A 17,807-nucleotide genomic window follows, 5' to 3' on the forward strand; every position below is an offset into this window, starting at 1 on the left:
ACCGACCGACCGGGTCGTGTTAGTCAGTCCGCGGCGGACGCGGCACCGTCGCCGCCCTCCGAGCCACCGCGACCGCCCTCCATGTCGTCGGTCGAGACGGTGGCCGCGTGGCGGGCGCGAAGACGGGGGTTGAACAGTCGGTCCGTCCCCTGCGCGAACAGCTGGAGGCCGTACGTCATCGTGACGATGAACAGTATCGGCGCGAGCAGCCAGTGGAAGCGGTCCATCCCCGACAGCGCCCCGCCGGTGCGGGCGACGTTGAGGATGACGCCCCAGTTGCTCGTCGTGAACGGCAGCACGCCGATGAAGTACAGGCCGACGGACTCCATCAGGATGTTCCGCATCGACCCGACCGTTCCCATCGTCAGCATCGGCATGAGCCGGGACATGACGTTCTTCGAGAGGATGCTCGACGTGGGGAGTCCGAGCACTCGCGAGGCCTCGACGTGGGACTCACCGCGGATGGTGAGCACCTGCGAGCGGAGCTGTCGGGCCAACCGTGGCCAGTTGTCGATTGCCAGCACGAACCCGACGAACACCGGGCTCTTCGGTTCGAGAATCACGGCGAGGACGATGACGAGCGCCAGCCCGGGGATGTTCATCATCACGTCGGTCACCGTCATGAGCACCTTGTCGATGACGCCGCCGAGGTAGCCGGACGTGACGCCGAAGAAGATGGCGAGTCCCAGCGTGAGCATGGCTCCCGACAGCATCATGATGAGCATCGGACGGGTCGCGAGCACCTGCTGTGCGAGGAGGTCGCGGCCGATGTCGTCGGTGCCGAGCGGGTAGGCCATGTTCTCCAGCGGTTGCAGGAGAATGTCTCCCTGAAACGGTTCGACGGGCCGGACGATGTACGGCCCGAACAGCCCGAGGAACCCGAAGATGCCGAGGATTATCGCACCGACCCGCGCTCGCGGCGAGGTCCAGATGATGCGGAACGGAGTCAGGAGGCTCTGGTCGATTCGCTCTCTGATGTACTCGCCGCGCGAGAAGTCGGAGCTATCGACGTCGAAGCTCATCGCGCCGCTGGACGAGATGCGGTTCCCTTCGATGCGGTCGTCGATGGTTTCGGTCTCGTCCGCGCCGCCGCCCCGCAGGCGGTTGACGAACCGCTGGAGCGTTTCGCGGTACGACCGCGAGTAGGACTCGCGCTGGGTGTGTCCGGCGCGGGGGTCGATGAAGCCGTAGGTGAAGTCGGCGATGAGCAGGCCGATGACGGTGACGAGGGTAAAGAGGATGACCGCCGCCATGACCGTCGTGTAGTCCCGCGCCATCGTGGCCTCGTAGAAGTAAAAGCCCATGCCGCGGTAGCGGAATATCTGCTCCATGATGACCGATCCGCCGAAGAGGCTGGCGAGACCGGCCATGAGACCCGTGTACATCGGGAGCATCGAGTTCCAGCCGATGTAGCGCAGTTGAATCCTGCTGTCGGGCAGTCCCCTGAGTTCCGCCACGTCGACGTAGTCCTCGCCGATGATGCGGGTACAGTGCGCCCGGAATTCGAGGCCGCCCCACGAGGTCAGCGCGAACGACATGATGGGCAGCGCCGCGTGTCGCAGCACGCTGGCCATGAACTCGACGTTGAAGCCGGGCGTGAGCGCGTTGTCGTACCGCCCGCCGTTGGGGAAGAACTCGGTGCCGAACCCGAGCGTGAACAGCAACACGAGTCCGACGATGTAGTACGGGACCGCGTCGGAGAAGATGACGAAGTAGCTCCCCACGACGTCCCAACTGTCGCCCTCGTGGACGGCGAGGAAGCCGCCGATGAGGAACACCATGATGGTGCCGATGACGAGGGCGAAAAGGGAGACGAACATCGTCCACGGAATCGCCGGTCCGAGCACGTCCCAGACCGGCTGCGCGTAGAAGATAGACCGTCCGAAGTCAAACTGTGCGACCGATACGATGTATTCGACGTACGCCTGCAGCATCGGCTTGTCCGGATTGACGTTCGAGTACATCTCGACCATCTGGTTGAGGCGGGTCGTCGAAACCGCCCCTCCGGACCGCTGTCTGATCTGCGCGGCGATGTAGTCCATCGGCCCACCGGGTATGAGCCGAACCGTCGCGAACGAGAACGTAATCGCCGCCCAGACCGTTATCAGGGCCTGCGCTATCCGGCGCACGTAGTAATTTTTCTCGACCATCCTTGCTAGTTGTTAGCTCTCATGAGCGTACTTAATCATTATGAATAGGGCTACTTTCGACCGCACTCGACCGAACCGACCTCGCCGTCGTCGCGCCCGGAGGCGAGTATCTCGGCCTCCGGACGATGAGTTCACCGCATGGCTGATACGTTCTGACTGACTCGGTGAGACGACGGGTTCTGGTTCAGATGGCGGCGCTCTCGGCGCTTACTGTCCTCCGGCCGAGTGGAAGTACTCGGTTCCCATCTTGGCCATGTACTGACAGTACGAGTACTGGCCGATCTCGACGATTTCGTAGCGGTACGCGGGGTTCCGGTTGTTGTTCGGCGGCTTCGTCTCCCAGTTGTCGTGATTCAGCCAGTAGCCGCCGGTGCCGCCCTCCTCGTTGATGAGCATCATCGGTAGGGACTGGTTGAATATCCACGAGACTTCGGCGACTTTCTGTCTGCGCTCTTCGTCCGACATCTGCGTCCGAAGCTCGTTGAGTTTGTCGATGACGTCGACCTCTTGGAGGTCGCCGCTCGGGTCGCCGATGGGGTACGGAACCTCGACCACGCGGTCCATCGCCCAGTTGTCGTTGGTCGGAAGCGGCTGTCCGGACAGCGACTCCTGCACTCTGAACGAGTTCGAGAAGCCGAGGAACGGCGGACCGGACTTCGCCCCGCCCCAGTTGTCGAACAGCAGCTCCCAGTCGCCTGACTCCAGCGTCTTCCCGGCGCGGATGGTCGCCTCCTGTGCGGTCACTTCGGTTTGGAGACCGAAGTCGTCCAGGTAGGTCTTCGCGATTTGGGCGAACCGCAGGGCCATCGGCTCCTCGTCGGAGGTCGCCGTGTAGAACCGAAGGGTGACGTTCTCGCCGTTGGGGTCCTTCCAGCGGTTGCCCGGCTTCGTGAAGCCGGCGGCTTCGAGGAGTTCGGTCGCCCGCTGTTCGTCCGTGTCGCTCTCCGTGTGTGCGTACCGTTCGAGACTCGCGAGGTCCCCGCTCGGCCAGTTGGAGTTCCCGCCGAACCACGGCACTTCCTTGTCCTGCCCGATGCCGGACGGAATGCGGTCTTCGACCCAGTAGGTGCCGTAGTCAGGAACCCACTCGACGAGCGGCTTCCGGGGGACGATGTGGTGAATCGCCTTCCGAACGCGCGGGTCGCCGGTGATGTCGCTCTGACAGTTGAGCAGGACGCCCATCGCCCCGCTGCGCATCTGCGGCGTGATCTGGTCCTCGGAGAGGCTGTCGGCCGGCCCCCAGCCGTTTTCTTTGAGTTGGTCTCGGGCGGACTGCGACTCCGGCGGATAGCTCACGTCGATGACGCCTTCCTGCATCGCCTTGGTCCGCTGTTGTTGGTTCGGGTAGCGGTGCCAATCGAGGCTGTAGTCTATCATGTCGCCCGTGATTTCGCCGCTCGACCACTCGGCGTCGCTGAACGGGCTGACGTAGCCGCTAATTCGCGGCGTCGACACGCACTTGTGACCCCGTCGCGTCCGTCGGACCGACACCGAATGACTGGCTTCGACTACGACGACTGGTTCGACGGCGTCCTCCGAGCGAGCGACAGCGGCGACGGTTCGGCCGCGTCTGCGGGCGAACCCGGCCGGGCGTTCGCGGCGTGGCAGGCGTCGTTCCGCGGGGAACTGCGCGACGTGCTCGGGTTTCCGACGATGCGTGACCGCACCGTCGAGGACATCGACCCGAGGCGACGGGAGCGCCCGGGAGCGACGGTTCGACGCCGGCGGTACGAGCGACAGACGTGGAGCGTCCGCACGGAACGGGGGTTCCGCGTCCCGTTCTACCTGCTCGTCCCCGACTCGGTGGACCCGCCGTATCCCGTCGTCGTCGCGCTGCACGGCCACACCGAACACGGAAAGGACCTCGCCGCCGGCGTCGCCGACGACGAGGCGGCCCGCCGTCACATCGCCGACGACCGACGGGACATCGCGCGGCAGGCCGCCCGCCGTGGCTTCGCCGTCGTCGCTCCCGACATGCGCGCCTTCGGCGAACTACGTCCCGACGCGGCCGACGAACCGAACGCGTCCGACGCCGTCAGCGCGTGTGCGTACTGGCAGAAGCGCGCCCAACTCGTCGGCCGGTCGCTCGTCGGCGAGCGCGTCTGGGACGTGGGCCGCCTGGTCGACTTCGTCGCGGACCGCCCCGACCTCGACGCGGACCGACTGGCCGTCTGCGGCCACTCCGGCGGCGGGACCGTCGCGCTCCTCGCGGGCGCGCTCGATGAGCGAGTCGGGGCCGTCGTCGCCTGCGCGTCGGTCTGCCCGTTCGAGGACTCTATCGTCCCCATCGACCACTGTCTGTGCAACTACGTCCCCGGTCTCCGACGCCTCGGCGAGGTGTGGGACGTCGCCGGCCTCGTCGCCCCGCGGCCGCTCCGCGTCGTCGCGGGGGAAGCCGACCCCATATTCCCGATAGCCGGGACGAGACGGGCGTTCGACCGCATTCGCGGGCGGTACTGCGCCGCCGACGCGGCAGGCGAGTGTAGCCTGTTCGTCGGCGACGGCGGCCACCGCTTCTTCGAGGCCGGCGCGTGGCCCTTCCTGCGCGACCGACTCTGAGCCGACTCGCCGTACCCCTCCCCGCGGGGACAGGCCGTGCTGCGCCGTGATACCCCGGCACAACGTTTATCAACGCGCTCGCGGATGCTTCAGGCGTGACTCTCGAACAGCGGAACGTGCGCGACTACGGTATCGACGACGACGGTTCGCTCGACACGGCGGCGATTCAGGCGGCGCTCGACGACTGCGCCGGCGAGGGCGGCGAGGTGTATCTCCCGCCGGGGACGTACCGAAGCGCCCCGCTCCGCGTCGGCGACGACACGACTCTCAGGCTGGCGAACGGCGCGGAACTCCGGTTCGTCGAGGACTTCACCGAGTTCCCGACGGTCGAGAGCCGCTGGGAGGGGTGGGACCAAGACGGCTTCCACCCGTGTCTCCACGTGGCCGACGCCTCCAACGTCACCATCACCGGCGAGGGCGTCATCGACGGCGGCGGCTCCTACTGGTGGGAGTTCGTGTCGTTACCGCCCGAACAGTACCCCTCCGAACTCGCCGAGCGACTCGAAGAGATTCGGCGCGGCAACCAGCAGGACGAGGTGAGCACGTTCACGGTGCGCCCGCCGCTGCTCCAGATAGACGGCTGTGAGAACGTGACCGTCTCCGGCGTGACGCTTCGGAACTCCCCGTTCTGGAACACGCACGTGGTCTATTCCGACGACGTGACGATTCACGACGTCTCGATTCAGAACCCGCCGGACGCCCCGAACGGCGACGGCATCGACATCGACTCCTCGCGCTTTGTCAGGGTCAGCGACACCCACATCGACGCCGGCGACGACGCAATCTGCCTGAAGTCCGGCAAGGACGAGCAGGGCCGCGAGGTCGGACGCCCGACCGAGAACGTCGTCGTGACCAACTGCACGGTCGAACACGGCCACGGCGGCGTCGTCATCGGCAGCGAGACGGCCGGCGACGTGCGGCACGTCACGGTCACGAACTGCACCTTCACCGACACCGACCGCGGCATCCGCATCAAGTCCAAGCGCGGCCGCGGCGGGACGGTCGAGGACCTCCGGTTCGACACCATCGTCATGCGCCGCGTCGCCTGCCCGTTCGTCATCAACGGCTACTACCAGACGGACATCGACAGCGAGCCCGAGCCCGTCACCGAGGCGACGCCGAACGTCCGCAACGTCGACTTCCACCACATCACCGCCGAGGAGGTCGAGTCGGCGGCGTTCCTCGCCGGCCTCCCCGAACGGCGCTTCGAGGGAATCTCCTTTACCGACGTGGACATCGACGCGACCCGCCCGTTCGACGCCTCGGACCTCTCGCCGGCGATGGCGAAGGGCTACGACCAGCGACACGGCGTCTTCTGTAAGTCGCTCGGCAGCGTCTCGTTCGAAGACGTTCGCGTGACGGTCCCCGACGGAAGCGGGACCCCGCTGACCGCGGAAGCGAGTTCGACCGTGGTCCTCGACGGCTTCGAAGCCGAGTCCGACGAGGGGCCGGCAGTCGAGGCGGACGGCGTCGAAACCCTCCGAATCGGCGGCTGTGTCGCCCCCGAGGACGGCGAACCGTTCGCTCACGTCCGCGACGAGGGCGACGGCGAGTCTTCGGTACTCCTCGCCGGCAACTACGGCGACATGGCCGAAGCCGTCGTCTCGGTGCGGCCGGAACCGGTCGAGCGGTAGGCGACGCCCGACGCACTCGATTTTTCGAAAAAGACGCTTCCGCGCTTCAGTCCCGGAGCGACGGCGCGGCGAACTGGCCGTCTTCGAACGCTATCGGCGACGCCTCCTCGACCACGCGCAGGTCGTCGCGGTCGCGGGCCTCCTCGACGAGCGCCGGCGAGGCGTACAGCCGGTGGAGGTGCATGGTGTCCGCCGCGCGGACGACCCGGACCGTGTCGGGGTCGACGACGCCGATGGTCGACAGCGCCGCGACCACGCCCGCGCGGTCGGTCTCGACGACGGGCGGGAGCTTCACGCCGCGGATGGTGCTCGCGGTGAGCGCGTTGATGAGCGTCGTCCCCGCGTCCAACTCGGCGACGATGTCCTCGTGAATCACGTCCGCCGACCCGACGCCCATCGCGTTGCCGTGGGTCTTCTCGGTCAGTCCGCGGGTGTAGATGCGCTTGACGTTCGGCTTCTCGGGGGCGGGCTCGTTGATGGAGAACGGCCGGCGGCCGATGACGTTCGTGTCCATCCCCTGCCCGCTGATCTCCTTGCCCTGTCGGTCGAACACGACCAGATCGAGCTCCTCGAACGGGAGCTTCGGCATCAGTTCGTACGCGGTTTCGAGCAGTTCGCGCTCGCGGTCGAGGAACCCTGACGGCGGGACGCCCTCGACCAGCGTGGTGTCGTCGTGCTGGTCTTCCACGATGGCGACGCCGCCCACGATGGGAAGCGAGTCCAAGAGTTGCTCGGTTATCTCGGGAATCATCCGCCGGAACGACCAGTCGACGGCCCACTTGTGGGCGATCTGCGCGCCGCGCTGTTTGCCCATGCCGATGACGAGCATCTTCGACAGCCCGCTTTCGACCTCGCCGTCGAAGTCGGTGTGGGGCTTGACGCGGTTGATGGGGACGATGGCGTCCGCGCCCGCCGCGTTGGCGTCGGCGACGACGGGCACGTCGCGGTCCGGCGTGCGCCCGACCTCCACGACCTCCATGCTGGACCGAATCTCGCAGCCGATTCGTTCCTCGGTGACGCCGAGTTCGTTCAGCATCTCCCGCTGTCCCTCGCCGGTCGCGCCGCCGTGGCTCCCCATCGCGGGGAAGACGAACGGCTCGTAGCCCGCCTCGGAGACGGCGTCGACGACGCCCGCGACGATTTCGGGTATGTTCGCGATACCGCGGCTCCCGACGCCGAGCGCGACCTCGCCACCGTCGGGAACGTCCGCGAACGACAGCGCGGCGACGGCGCTCGCGGCCGCCTCCGGGACCTCGGCTTCCGGAATCGGATCCGTCTCCCAGAGCTGTTCGATGACGCCTAACTCGGGGAGCGGGGGGTTTCCGCACGCTTCGAGGATGACGTCCTCCGGCACGGAGAGCCAGTCTGTGGGGTTCTCGTCGCCATCTGTGTGCATGCGCCACTCGACGGCCGAGTTCGACATAAAACTGTTCGTCGGGGGGCTTTTCTACGCGTCGAGGTCGTCGAGAACGACGCGGCGGCCCTCCTCGGAGGACCGATAGCTCGCCTCGGTGAGTTGGACGCCGCGCGCCCCGGCGGTGAAGTCCCACGGGAACGGCTCGTCGGCGACGACGTGGCGGATGAACTTCTCCCACTGGAGCTTGAACGCGTTCTCGAACACCCGGTTGTTCGGGACGCCCGTCCAGTCCTCGTAGAAGTCGTGTTCCTTCGGCGTGTCCGGGTTCCACTCCGGTTTCGGCGTGTTTGCGTGGCCCTGCGTCTTGCAGTCGCGCAGGCCGGCGACCGCGCTGCCGTCGGTCCCGTCGACCTGAATTTCGAGGAGGTCGTCGCGGTTGACGCGGACGGTCCACGAGGAGTTGAGCTGGGCGACGACGTCGTCTTCCAGTTCCATGATGGCGTAGGCGGCGTCGTCGGCGGTCGCCTCGTAGGGTTCGCCGTCCTCGTCGATTCGCTCGTCGATGTGGGTCTTCTGGAGACAGCGGACGGACTCCACCTCGCCGAAGAGGGTCTCCAGCACGTAGCTCCAGTGGGAGAACATGTCGTCGACGATGCCGCCGCCGTCCTCGGCCCGGTAGTTCCACGAGGGGCGCTGTGCCTCCTGTCCGTGCCCGGTGAACACCCAGTAGCCGAACTCGACGCGCACGGAGAGGATATCGCCGAAGAAGTCCTGTTCGATGAGCCGCTGGAGCTTCAACAGCCCCGGGAGCCAGAGTTTGTCCTGAACGATGCCGTGTTTCACCTCGCTGTCTTCGGCCATCCCGGCCACGTCGAGCGCGGCGCTGAGGTCGCTCGCCAGCGGTTTCTCGCAGTAGACGTGCTTTCCGGCGTCGATGGCTTTCATCACGCTGTCGGGTCGCCGGGGGGTTATCTGCGAGTCGAAGTACACCTCGTCGTCGCCGTCGAGACACGTTTCGAGGTCGGGGTCGACGGTCCAGCGGTCGATGCCGTGTTCCTCGCTCAGTTCGCGGAGTTTGCGTTCGTTGCGGCCGACGAGAATCGGGTCCGGCATCACCCGTTCCCCGCTGGGAAGTTCCACGCCGCCCTCCTCGCGCAGCGCGACGATAGAGCGGATGAGATGCTGATTCGTTCCCATCCGACCGGTCACGCCGTTCATAATGATACCTAGCTCTTGCATGGGCTAACTCGTTGCACCAACCTGCTTGTCGGAGCGTAATAACCTTTTGCATGAATCGGGTTCCAATGGACGGAGATTCGCGCGCTCGAACGGCTCTTCGCCGTGAATCTGGCTTATTGCACTCCGCGTGAGAGCGGGTCCCTGCCCGCGCCGCGCGCGATTCACACATGGATTCGTACATTCCGAACTTTATAAGTAACGAGCGAAGTATTACAAACTTATGTCTGTAATATATTTGGCTCCTCCTCGTTATATCGTCCCCGAGCCGACGGAATCTGTTCGTTTTCTTCGAACTTTATATACTCCGGCCGTCGGGGTTCGAGGCCGCCGTAAATTATAACAATCGTTGAATATGTTCTCTGTTCGAGTGATGAACTCATGAGACCCGATAGGCGGACGTTCCTCCGCGTGCTCGGAGCCGGAAGTATCGGCGCGACGACTGGCCTGTTCAGTGGCGGCGCTGCGGCCGCGACCGTGATTACGATGCGAGGCGGCGGCGACGACATCTGGGGGACGGCCGACGCGTTCCACTACCACTACACGGCGTTGAGCGGCGACTTCGACGTCGCCGTCCAGAACACCGGCATCGACAACGTTGAAAGCTGGACGAAGGCGGGTCCGATGGTCCGCGAGTCGCTCGACCCCGACTCGAAGAACGTCATGGTCCGCCGACGACCCAACGGCGAGGCGTCGATGCAGTATCGGCCCGAAGACGGCGCTGAGACGGATAGCGTCGGCGGCACATCGGCCGACTGGCTCCGCCTCACGCGACACGGCGACACGATAGAGACGTACCGCTCCACGGACGGCGAGACGTGGACGTCGATTAACACGCTCGGGGCCGACGACATCTCGCTGGGCGACAGCGTCTACGTCGGACTGGCCGTCACCAGCCACCTCTCGGGGACGCTCGCCACGGCGACGTTCCAGAACCTCTCGGGGGTCGACCCCGACCGGAACCGCGATATCGGCGACGTAGACGCCGCGGGGAGCGTGGAGAACACGACGGGCGTCCCGCTCGTCTCGACCGGCGACGTGACCGGCCTCGCCCCGAATTCCGCGACGCTCACCGGCGACCTCGGCGACCTCGGCGGTGCCGATTCCGCGGACTGTTACTTCGAGTATCGGGAGGTTCCCACCGCGTCGTGGAAGGCCACGGACGCGACGGAACTCACCTCGTCGGGCGCGTTCAACGTCGAGGCCGACGACCTGACGCGGCGTCGCTACTACGAGGTGCGCGCGGTGGCCGACACGGCAGACGGCGATACTGCACGGGGCGCGGTCTCCACGTTCAGCACGCCGAACCCGTCGAACGGCGAGGTCCCGGCCCACGCCGGCCCGGACAGCGCGTCGCAGTTCGGACCGAGTGACGGGTTCGCCGATGCGGCCCCGTGGCTCGACGACGACACGCCGGTCATCGTGATAACCGAGCCGACGCGCCGCCAACTGGAGAAGGCGGTCACCGTCGACGGCGAGCGACTGGTCGTCTTCGAGACCAGCGGCACGGTCGACCTCGGCGTGCGCGACCTCCCGATTCCGTACGACAAGTGCTACATCGCCGGGCAGACCGCGCCCTCCCCGGGCGTCACGCTGGTCAAAGGACGCGTGAACGTCGCGGCGAGCGACTGCGTCCTCCAGCACGTTCGGGTCCGACTCGGCGACGCGGGCATCGATGAACCGACGGAGGACTGGGCGCTCGACACGGTCAACACGGCCGACGAGACGGAGAACAACGTCATCGACCACGTCTCCGCCTCGTGGAGCGTCGACGAGTGTCTCTCGGTCGGCTACGAGACCGCGGACACGACCGTCTCGAACTGCCTCGTCGCCGAGGCGCTCGACGACTCGGTCCACCCGAAGGGCGAGCACGGCTACGGCTCGCTCATCGGCAACGACGCGAAGAACGTCGCCATGCTGGGGAACGTCTGGGCGTTCAACACCGACCGCCACCCCAGACTCAAGGAGGGAACCGAGAGCGTCGTCGTCAACAACGTGATGTACGACTTCGAGGACGGAACGTGGTTGGACCCCGACACCGAGGCGAGCATCGTCGGCAACGCCTACCTCCAGCCCAACTCGGAGAAGGCGAACGTCTTCGCCGAGGACGGCGTGGACACGGCCGTGGCGTACCTCGAAGACAACGTCACCGACGACGACGACGTGGCGATGGTCGACGACGACGTGACCGTGGTCGACGAGCGGCCGCTTTGGCCCGACGGACTGGCCGCGATGCCGTCGGACCGGACGTTCGAACACAACCTCGAAAACGTCGGCGCGCGACCCGCCGACCGGACCGCGACCGACGAGCGCATCCTCGAACACGTCGAACTCGGCGCGAGCTATCTCGTCGACAGCCAAAAGCGGGTCGGCGGCTACCCGGACCTCCCGGTCAACAGCCACGACCTGAACGTCCCCAACGGCGGAACCCGCCCGTGGCTCCGGTCGTGGTCCCGGCGGGTCGAGACGCCGCGGCGCTGACCGCACGAGGCCGACGCACCGTCCGCCGCCGGCTATCTTGCCCGCACCCACATATTTTTAAATCATTTTCTGTGAACTACGTGTATGGGTGCGAACATCGGATACATCGGTATCGACCACCACCACCGGGACCCTTACTTCGCCGTCGCGAGCGAGTTGGACGCGACGATTACCGCGGTCTGCGAACCGGGACGACGGGTCGACGTGGCGAATATCGCGGCGATGAACGACCGACCCGACGAAATCACGACCGAGGGACAGGACATGGCGGACCTCGTCGGCGGCGCGGCGGTGTACGAGGACCCTCACAAACTCGTCTCCGACGCCGACGTCGACGTGGCGTGGATAACCCACCGGAGCGACGAGACGCCGGCAATCGTCGAGAGCGCCGTCGAAAACGGCGTCCACGTCATCAGCGAGAAACCCATCGCCCGGACCGCCGCCGACCTCGAAGCCATCGCCGAGCGGGCCAACGAACTCGGCGTGACCGTCTCGCCGACGATGTACTACCGTCGCAACCCCGTCGCGATGACGCTTCGCGACCGGGTTTCGGAGGGCTTCTTCGGCGACGTGTGGACGCTCGACGGGCGCTTCAACGCCAGCCAGCTCTCCTACCGGGACACCGACCACTATCTCTACGACCGGGAGACGAGTCGCGGCGGCGCGCTCCAGTGGATCGGTCCGCACTGGGTCGACGTGATGCCGTGGATTCTCGACGACCCCATCGCGCGGGTGAACGCCCGGTTCCACGACGCGGTCGAGGCGGACGTGGAGGCCGGGGCGGTCCTCCAGTTCGAGACCGAAAGCGGGACGCTCGGCACGTATCACACCGGCTACTACCTGAGCGACCGCGGCAAGGACACGCACCTCGGCATCTACGGCACCGACGCGCAGGCGCTGACGCCGCTGCACCACGACTCGCTGCAGCACGAACCCACGGTCCCGCTCGACATCACCTCGGAGCACCCCGACTGGACCGCCGCGCCGAAACGGACCGTCGAGTTCGAGTTCACCTACGACCGGTTCCCGGCGTGGGGCGACTTCGTACAGGACTACTTCGAGGACTACTTCGCGGGCTACGAGACCGGCGACGTACCGGCGACGGTCGACGACGCCGTGCAACTGCTGCGCGTCCTCGACGCGGCCTACGAGTCCGGAGAGCGCGGCGGCTGGGTCGAAGTCGAGGGGTGAACGCGTTCGCCGACGCCGTGCCCGGCGGGCCGCGCCGCGCCGCGTCGTCGACCGGCCGTTCGGCCTTCCTGAACTTTAAATAGGTGGCCGAAGATATCGAGGTATGCCAACGGATGACTCGCCCACGACGCTTCGGACGACCGCCACTTCGATAGCGATTCTGAAGCAACTCGAAGCGATAGACGGCGCGAGAGTCTCCGAAATCGCCGAGCGGATGGACAAGCCCAAGAGCACGATTCACGGTCACCTCGCGACGCTCAAGCAGGAACAGTTCGTCATCAAGGAGGGCGATTTCTACTTTATCGGTCCGGAACTGCTCCGATTGGGGAACCAGGTCCGGACGCGGGAGCCGGCGTTCGTCCTCGCGCGACAGTTCACCGAGCGACTGTTCGAAGAGACCCGCCTCCGGTCGATTTTCACCGTCGAGATGGGGGGGAAGGCCGTCTTCCTGCACACCGCGTCGGGGAGTAAGATGGGGTGGTCCCACGAGCAACTCGGCAACCGGTTGTTCCTGCACAACACCGCCGTCGGGAAGGCGATTCTCGCGGAACTCCCGGAGCCGCGCATCGAACAGATAATCGACCGGTGGGGCCTCCCGCGGGAGACGGAAAACACCACCACCGACCGCGAGGCGCTGTTCGGGGAACTGGAGCGCGTCCGCGAGCAGGGCTACGCCGTCAACCGCGCCGAGAACTTCAACGAACTCTACGCCATCGGCGTCGCCGCGACGCGGCGCTCCGGCGACGTTATCGGCGGTTTCAGCGTCACGGGACCGGCTCACTCGGTGACCGGCGAGGACAGGAAAGCCGAACTCGCACACACGGTTAAGGACATCGTCAGCGAGTTCGAACTGGAACTCGCGCTCGCGTGACTCGGGTGGAATCGCCCCGCGTCCCTCTCCGCGGTCGAGCGTCCTCGGGCGTTCGGAACCGCCGAACGTTATATACCCACGATAGTTACAGCCGCCCTCTCCGCTGGATTATTACTACGAATCAACAAATTACGCTCGTACGCCTGTAATATATTCTCGTACCGCTCCACCCGCCTGAACGGGCGTTCGGACGCAGTGACCGAACGCTCTCGATTACGGCCGGCGTATCAATACTATCGAATACAAGACTAGTATTCTGTACTATCGGAATCCAGTAACAATTCGTTTCTGAGAGGCTATCTCTCGACTCGCGTTCGACGATATCAGAAACGTCACTATTTGAACGCTGAAACGGTGAAGAGCACAGTATATCCCGTTCGCTCCGATTTTCGACTCGGCTTCCGGTACCGACCAACGCTGGTTCGGGTCGTTGCGGTTCACCCCCGAAAAGACCCCGTAAACGTCGAACTAACCGTCGCTGCGGCCCGTTCGCTCTCTTGGTCGTTCCCTCGTACCCCCGAACCACGAATCGAGATTCGAAGTGGTCTCCCATGAAATACCACTTTCAAATGTATATCTGATTATTTACATTTCACCGGCGTGTGCTCTCGGAATCCGCCGTGTTCGTTCGATGGCCGCCACCTTTTCTTCCGAGGAGTCGTTACCGCCGACGCTATGGGCGTGATGAGCAAGCTTCGACGGCTGCTCGGCCTCGTAGAGGGACGCGAAGACGAAGTCGCCAAACAAGTCGGAAAGCGGACGAAAGTGAGCGAGGAGAAGGCCAAGAGAGGCATCGATAAGGCGACTGACGCGGTCGAAACCGGCTCTGACGGCGGCTCGGGGGACCGGGGGAGCCACTGACCGACGGCGTCGTGACGGGTCGTGACGGTCGGTCGGGAGACAAGCGGGTATCTCGCGCGTCTCGGCGGACCACTCATATCGTTCGGCCTCGCACACGGACTATGCCCGAATCTCACGCGCCGTCGCTCGACGGACGAGTCTTCAAATCGGTCGCCAACGCCGAGAGCGGCGACGTCGGCGGCGACACCTACTTCTGGTTCGACCAGTCCGACGACCTGCTTCACGCGACGTACCGCGGCGGAACCGTCAGGTTGGGCCACCTCGTCGGCCGCCACCTCGGCGACACGCTCGACTTCCGGTACTCTCACGTCACCGAAGACGGGACGACCGCGACCGGCCACTCCACGGACCGCATCGAGCGACTGGGCGACGGCCGCCTCCGCCTCCACGAGGACTGGTCGTGGGACTCGAAGCCCGGCTCCGGGACGAGCGTTCTCGAAGAACTCACCGATGCGGAGCGGGCGGGCCTCGACCTGTCACCCGAATCGTTCGACGGGAGGTAGCGGCGCGCCCTGCGCTCGCTTCGCCGCTCGCCTCGTCAATCGGCCGCGACGCTCTCGGTCCCCCGCTCGGGAACCGACGAGTGGTAGACGGCGTCGCCGCTCGAATCGAACAGGTGCAGACGGTCCGTATCGACGGCGAGTTCGACGGTGTCGCCGGCCGTGATTCGGCTTCGCGGCTCGACCTTGACCCGAATCTCCTCGTCGCCGAGGCGACAGTGCAAGAGCAGGAGCTCTCCGAGCGGTTCGGTGACCGTCACCTCGGCGGTGAACGACTCCGACGCCCCGGCGGTGTTCGAGACGAGAGACACGTCTTCGGGTCTGACGCCGAGCGTGAGACCGTCGTCCACGTCGTCCAGTCCGGAACCGGCGGGGAGCGTGAGCGAGAGTCCCGGCGCTTCGGCGACGTGTTCACCGCGTTGCCGACGGATCGCCACCGGAACGAAGTTCATCGCGGGCTCGCCGACGAAGCCCGCGACGAACCGGTTCGTCGGGTAGTCGTACAGCTCTTGGGGCGGCGCGACCTGCTGGAGTTTCCCGTCTTCGAGCACGGCGACTCTGTCGCCGAGCGTCATCGCCTCGGTTTGGTCGTGGGTGACGTAGACGGTCGTCGTATCGAGGTCGCGGTGGAGCTTGAGCAACTCGGCGCGCATCTGCACCCGGAGCTTCGCGTCGAGGTTCGAAAGCGGCTCGTCCATCAGGAACACGTCCGGCTCGCGGACGAGCGCCCGGCCGATGGCGACTCGCTGCCGCTCCCCGCCGGAGAGCTCCTTCGGCTTCCGGTCGCGGAGATGCGCGATGCCGAGCGTCTCGGTTGCCTGTTCGACGCGGCGCTCGATTTCGTCGGCGGAGAACTCGCTGGCCGACTTCATGCCGAATTTCATGTTCTCCGCCGCCGTCATGTGTGGGTACAGCGCGTAGTTCTGAAACACCATCGCGATGCTTCGGTCCTTCGGCGGCACCTCGTTGACGACGCGGTCGCCGATGGCGATGGAGCCGTCCGTCACCGATTCGAGGCCGGCGAGCATTCGGAGCGTCGTGGATTTCCCGCACCCCGAGGGGCCGACGACGACGAGGAACTCCCCGTCGTCGATGTCGAGGTCGATACCCTTCACGGCGCGCACGTCGTCGTACGTCTTCCGTAGGTTCTGAATCGTGATGTCTGACATGGTGAGTTCGCTATTTCTGTTGGATGGTGAGCGTTCGCAGGAGCGGTCGGTGTAGCACGACGAGCACCGCGAGCGGCGGGAGCAACGCGAGGACCGCGCCGGCCATGATGAGCCCCCACTGCGTCAGCCCCGCCTGCGCGGAGCCCTGGAGGTACCGAATCCCGACTTGGACGACCTGACTGCTCTTGTCGGTCACGACGACCAGCGGCCAGAGGAACTGGTTCCACGTGTAGATGAACGTGATAACGCACACCCCGGCTATCATCCCCCTCGACATCGGCACGAGCACCCTGAACAGGAAGGTGAGCGGGCCGACGCCGTCGAGGCGCGCGACCTCGACGAGCGAGGCCGGAATCCCCATGAACTGCTGGCGAAAGAGGAACACGGCCGTCGCGCTCGCGATGTACGGCCCGGTCAACGCCAACAGGGAGTTCGTCCACCCGAGGTCGGCCATCAACTGGAACAGCGGGACGATTCGAACCGGCACCGGCAACAACAGCGTCAGCAGGATGAACATGAACACCGCCCGCTCGTACGGGAAGCGGTAGTAGACGAGCGCGAGCGCCGCGAAAAGCGAGAGCGTGACCTTCCCGACGACGACGGTGACGCTCATCACGAACGAGTTCAGCATGTACGTGCTGAAGTCGTAGTTCACGAGCGCGTCCGAGTAGTTCGAGAGGCCTCTCGACCCGAGGCCGAGGTTCGTCACCTGATACACCTCCGTCGTCGACTGCGTGCTCATGATAATCGCGAGCAACAGCGGCGACGCCATCAGGAGGATTGCGAAGACGATGCCGCCGTGTAGCAGCGCGTCGTCGGGGAGTCGGTGCGCGAGCTGTCTCGCGTCGAACGTCGTGGTGTCTGTCTCTGTGGCCATCTCGTTATCCTCCGTACCGCCCGTAGCCCGACGCGAACCGAAGCTGGACGTACATCAGCACCGAGACGACGACGAACAGAATCACGGACTGCGCGGACGCCAGCCCGAGGCTGTTGAACTGGAAGGCGTCGCGGTAGAGCTTGAATATCAGGAAGTTCGTGGCGTCGCTCGGCCCGCCGCTCGTCATCAGGTCCACGAGCGGGAACGTCGAGAAGAACGCGTATATCGTGTTCATGACGACGAGGAACGTCATCGTCGGCGAAATCATCGGCACGTACACCTTGTACAGCATTCTGAACCGGCCGACGCCGTCGATGCGCGCGTTCTCCGTCAGTATCTCGGGGATGTTGTTCAGCGCGGCGACGATGAAGATGATGTTGTAGCCGAGCTGTTTCCAGACGGCGACGACCGCGAGGATGGCGAACGCCTGCGGGCCGTCGTTGAACCAGTCCAAGGTGAGCGGCGTCAGGAGTTCGAGGTAGTGGGTGAAGATGCCGAGGTTCGGATGGAGGATGAAGTTCAGGAGAACCGCGGCGACCGCCGGCGGGAGCGCGTACGGCCAAATCGCGGCGACGAGATAGACGGACGTCCGGACGTCGACGGAGAATATCATGTAGCCGATCAACAGCGAGACGCCGAGCGTCCCGACGACGACGAGCGCCGCGAACGCGACCGTGATGAAGAAGCTGTACTGGTAGGTGCCCGAGGTGAGCAGGGTGACGAAGTTCCCGAGCCCGGTCCACGTCTGTCGCTGTCCGAGAAACAGCGTCTCGTAGAGGCTGAGACGGAACGTTTCGAGCGCGGGGTAGTACAGGAACGCGACGAGTACCGCCGCTGTCGGGAGTAACAACAGCGCCGCCTGAAGCGTCGAGTCGTACGGTTTTGTGGCAGTAGACATGTAACTGACGTGGCGGGGAGAGC

13 protein-coding genes and 1 pseudogene are annotated in these 17,807 nt (G+C 65.4%); 7 read left to right on the top strand and 7 right to left on the bottom strand.

Annotation, left to right across the window (positions count from 1 at the left end):
* Positions 1-23: 23 nt before the first annotated feature.
* Both FY251_RS13775 and FY251_RS13780 read right to left on the bottom strand, forming a co-directional pair.
* The gene (locus FY251_RS13775) at positions 24-2,150 is read right to left on the bottom strand and encodes an ABC transporter permease subunit (RefSeq protein WP_089780462.1); all 2,127 of its coding nucleotides are present in this window, start codon (positions 2,148-2,150) and stop codon (positions 24-26) included.
* Between the two features lie 207 nt (positions 2,151-2,357).
* Positions 2,358-3,581: pseudogene (locus FY251_RS13780) on the bottom strand (ABC transporter substrate-binding protein); the annotation flags it as partial.
* Positions 3,582-3,644: 63 nt separating this feature from the next.
* Between FY251_RS13780 and FY251_RS13785 the strand changes: the two are divergent.
* Together FY251_RS13785 and FY251_RS13790 are read left to right on the top strand one after the other, a co-directional pair.
* On the top strand, positions 3,645-4,709 hold the full coding sequence (locus FY251_RS13785) for a S9 family peptidase (RefSeq protein ID WP_148415512.1): 1,065 nt from the start codon (positions 3,645-3,647) through the stop codon (positions 4,707-4,709).
* 95 nt (positions 4,710-4,804) lie between these two features.
* On the top strand, positions 4,805-6,343 hold the full coding sequence (locus FY251_RS13790) for a glycoside hydrolase family 28 protein (protein WP_148415514.1): 1,539 nt from the start codon (positions 4,805-4,807) through the stop codon (positions 6,341-6,343).
* A gap of 46 nt (positions 6,344-6,389) precedes the next feature.
* On the opposite strand, the gene FY251_RS13795 is transcribed toward FY251_RS13790, so the two are convergent.
* Positions 6,390-7,766: a DUF362 domain-containing protein gene (locus FY251_RS13795; protein WP_148415516.1), complete on the bottom strand. Its 1,377-nt coding sequence runs from the start codon at positions 7,764-7,766 to the stop codon at positions 6,390-6,392.
* Between the two features lie 24 nt (positions 7,767-7,790).
* Positions 7,791-8,939 carry a Gfo/Idh/MocA family protein gene (locus FY251_RS13800; RefSeq protein ID WP_148415518.1) on the bottom strand — a complete coding sequence of 383 codons (1,149 nt, stop codon included), beginning with the start codon at positions 8,937-8,939 and terminating at the stop codon, positions 7,791-7,793.
* A gap of 378 nt (positions 8,940-9,317) precedes the next feature.
* Here FY251_RS13800 and FY251_RS13805 point away from each other — a divergent pair, with 378 nt between their 5' ends.
* The 5 genes from FY251_RS13805 (at position 9,318) to FY251_RS13825 (ending at position 14,843) form a co-directional block, all read left to right on the top strand.
* Complete coding sequence (locus FY251_RS13805) at positions 9,318-11,417, top strand: pectate lyase (RefSeq protein ID WP_187367415.1); 2,100 nt, start codon at positions 9,318-9,320, stop codon at positions 11,415-11,417.
* 84 nt (positions 11,418-11,501) lie between these two features.
* A complete protein-coding gene (locus tag FY251_RS13810; RefSeq protein WP_148415520.1) occupies positions 11,502-12,608 on the top strand; it encodes a Gfo/Idh/MocA family protein in 1,107 nt (368 codons plus the stop codon).
* Positions 12,609-12,711: 103 nt separating this feature from the next.
* The gene (locus FY251_RS13815) at positions 12,712-13,479 is read left to right on the top strand and encodes an IclR family transcriptional regulator (RefSeq protein WP_148415522.1); all 768 of its coding nucleotides are present in this window, start codon (positions 12,712-12,714) and stop codon (positions 13,477-13,479) included.
* A 675-nt stretch (positions 13,480-14,154) separates the two neighbouring features.
* Positions 14,155-14,340, top strand: a complete 186-nt coding sequence (locus FY251_RS13820; RefSeq protein ID WP_089780443.1) for a hypothetical protein — start codon at positions 14,155-14,157, stop codon at positions 14,338-14,340.
* 101 nt (positions 14,341-14,441) lie between these two features.
* Positions 14,442-14,843: a hypothetical protein gene (locus FY251_RS13825; protein WP_148415524.1), complete on the top strand. Its 402-nt coding sequence runs from the start codon at positions 14,442-14,444 to the stop codon at positions 14,841-14,843.
* 35 nt (positions 14,844-14,878) lie between these two features.
* Here the strand turns inward: FY251_RS13825 and FY251_RS13830 are convergent, their stop codons facing one another.
* From FY251_RS13830 to FY251_RS13840, 3 genes are read right to left on the bottom strand one after another with little or no spacing between them, the layout of a single operon-like run.
* A complete protein-coding gene (locus tag FY251_RS13830) occupies positions 14,879-16,009 on the bottom strand; it encodes an ABC transporter ATP-binding protein (RefSeq protein WP_148415526.1) in 1,131 nt (376 codons plus the stop codon).
* 10 nt (positions 16,010-16,019) lie between these two features.
* A complete protein-coding gene (locus FY251_RS13835; RefSeq protein WP_148415528.1) occupies positions 16,020-16,886 on the bottom strand; it encodes a carbohydrate ABC transporter permease in 867 nt (288 codons plus the stop codon).
* Positions 16,887-16,890: 4 nt separating this feature from the next.
* Positions 16,891-17,784 (bottom strand): carbohydrate ABC transporter permease, encoded by an 894-nt coding sequence (locus tag FY251_RS13840; RefSeq protein ID WP_148415530.1) that lies wholly within the window; start codon positions 17,782-17,784, stop codon positions 16,891-16,893.
* Between the last annotated feature and the right edge of the window lie 23 nt (positions 17,785-17,807).

Source organism: Haloferax sp. KTX1 (assembly GCF_902410085.1).
Lineage (GTDB): Archaea > Halobacteriota > Halobacteria > Halobacteriales > Haloferacaceae > Haloferax > Haloferax massiliensis.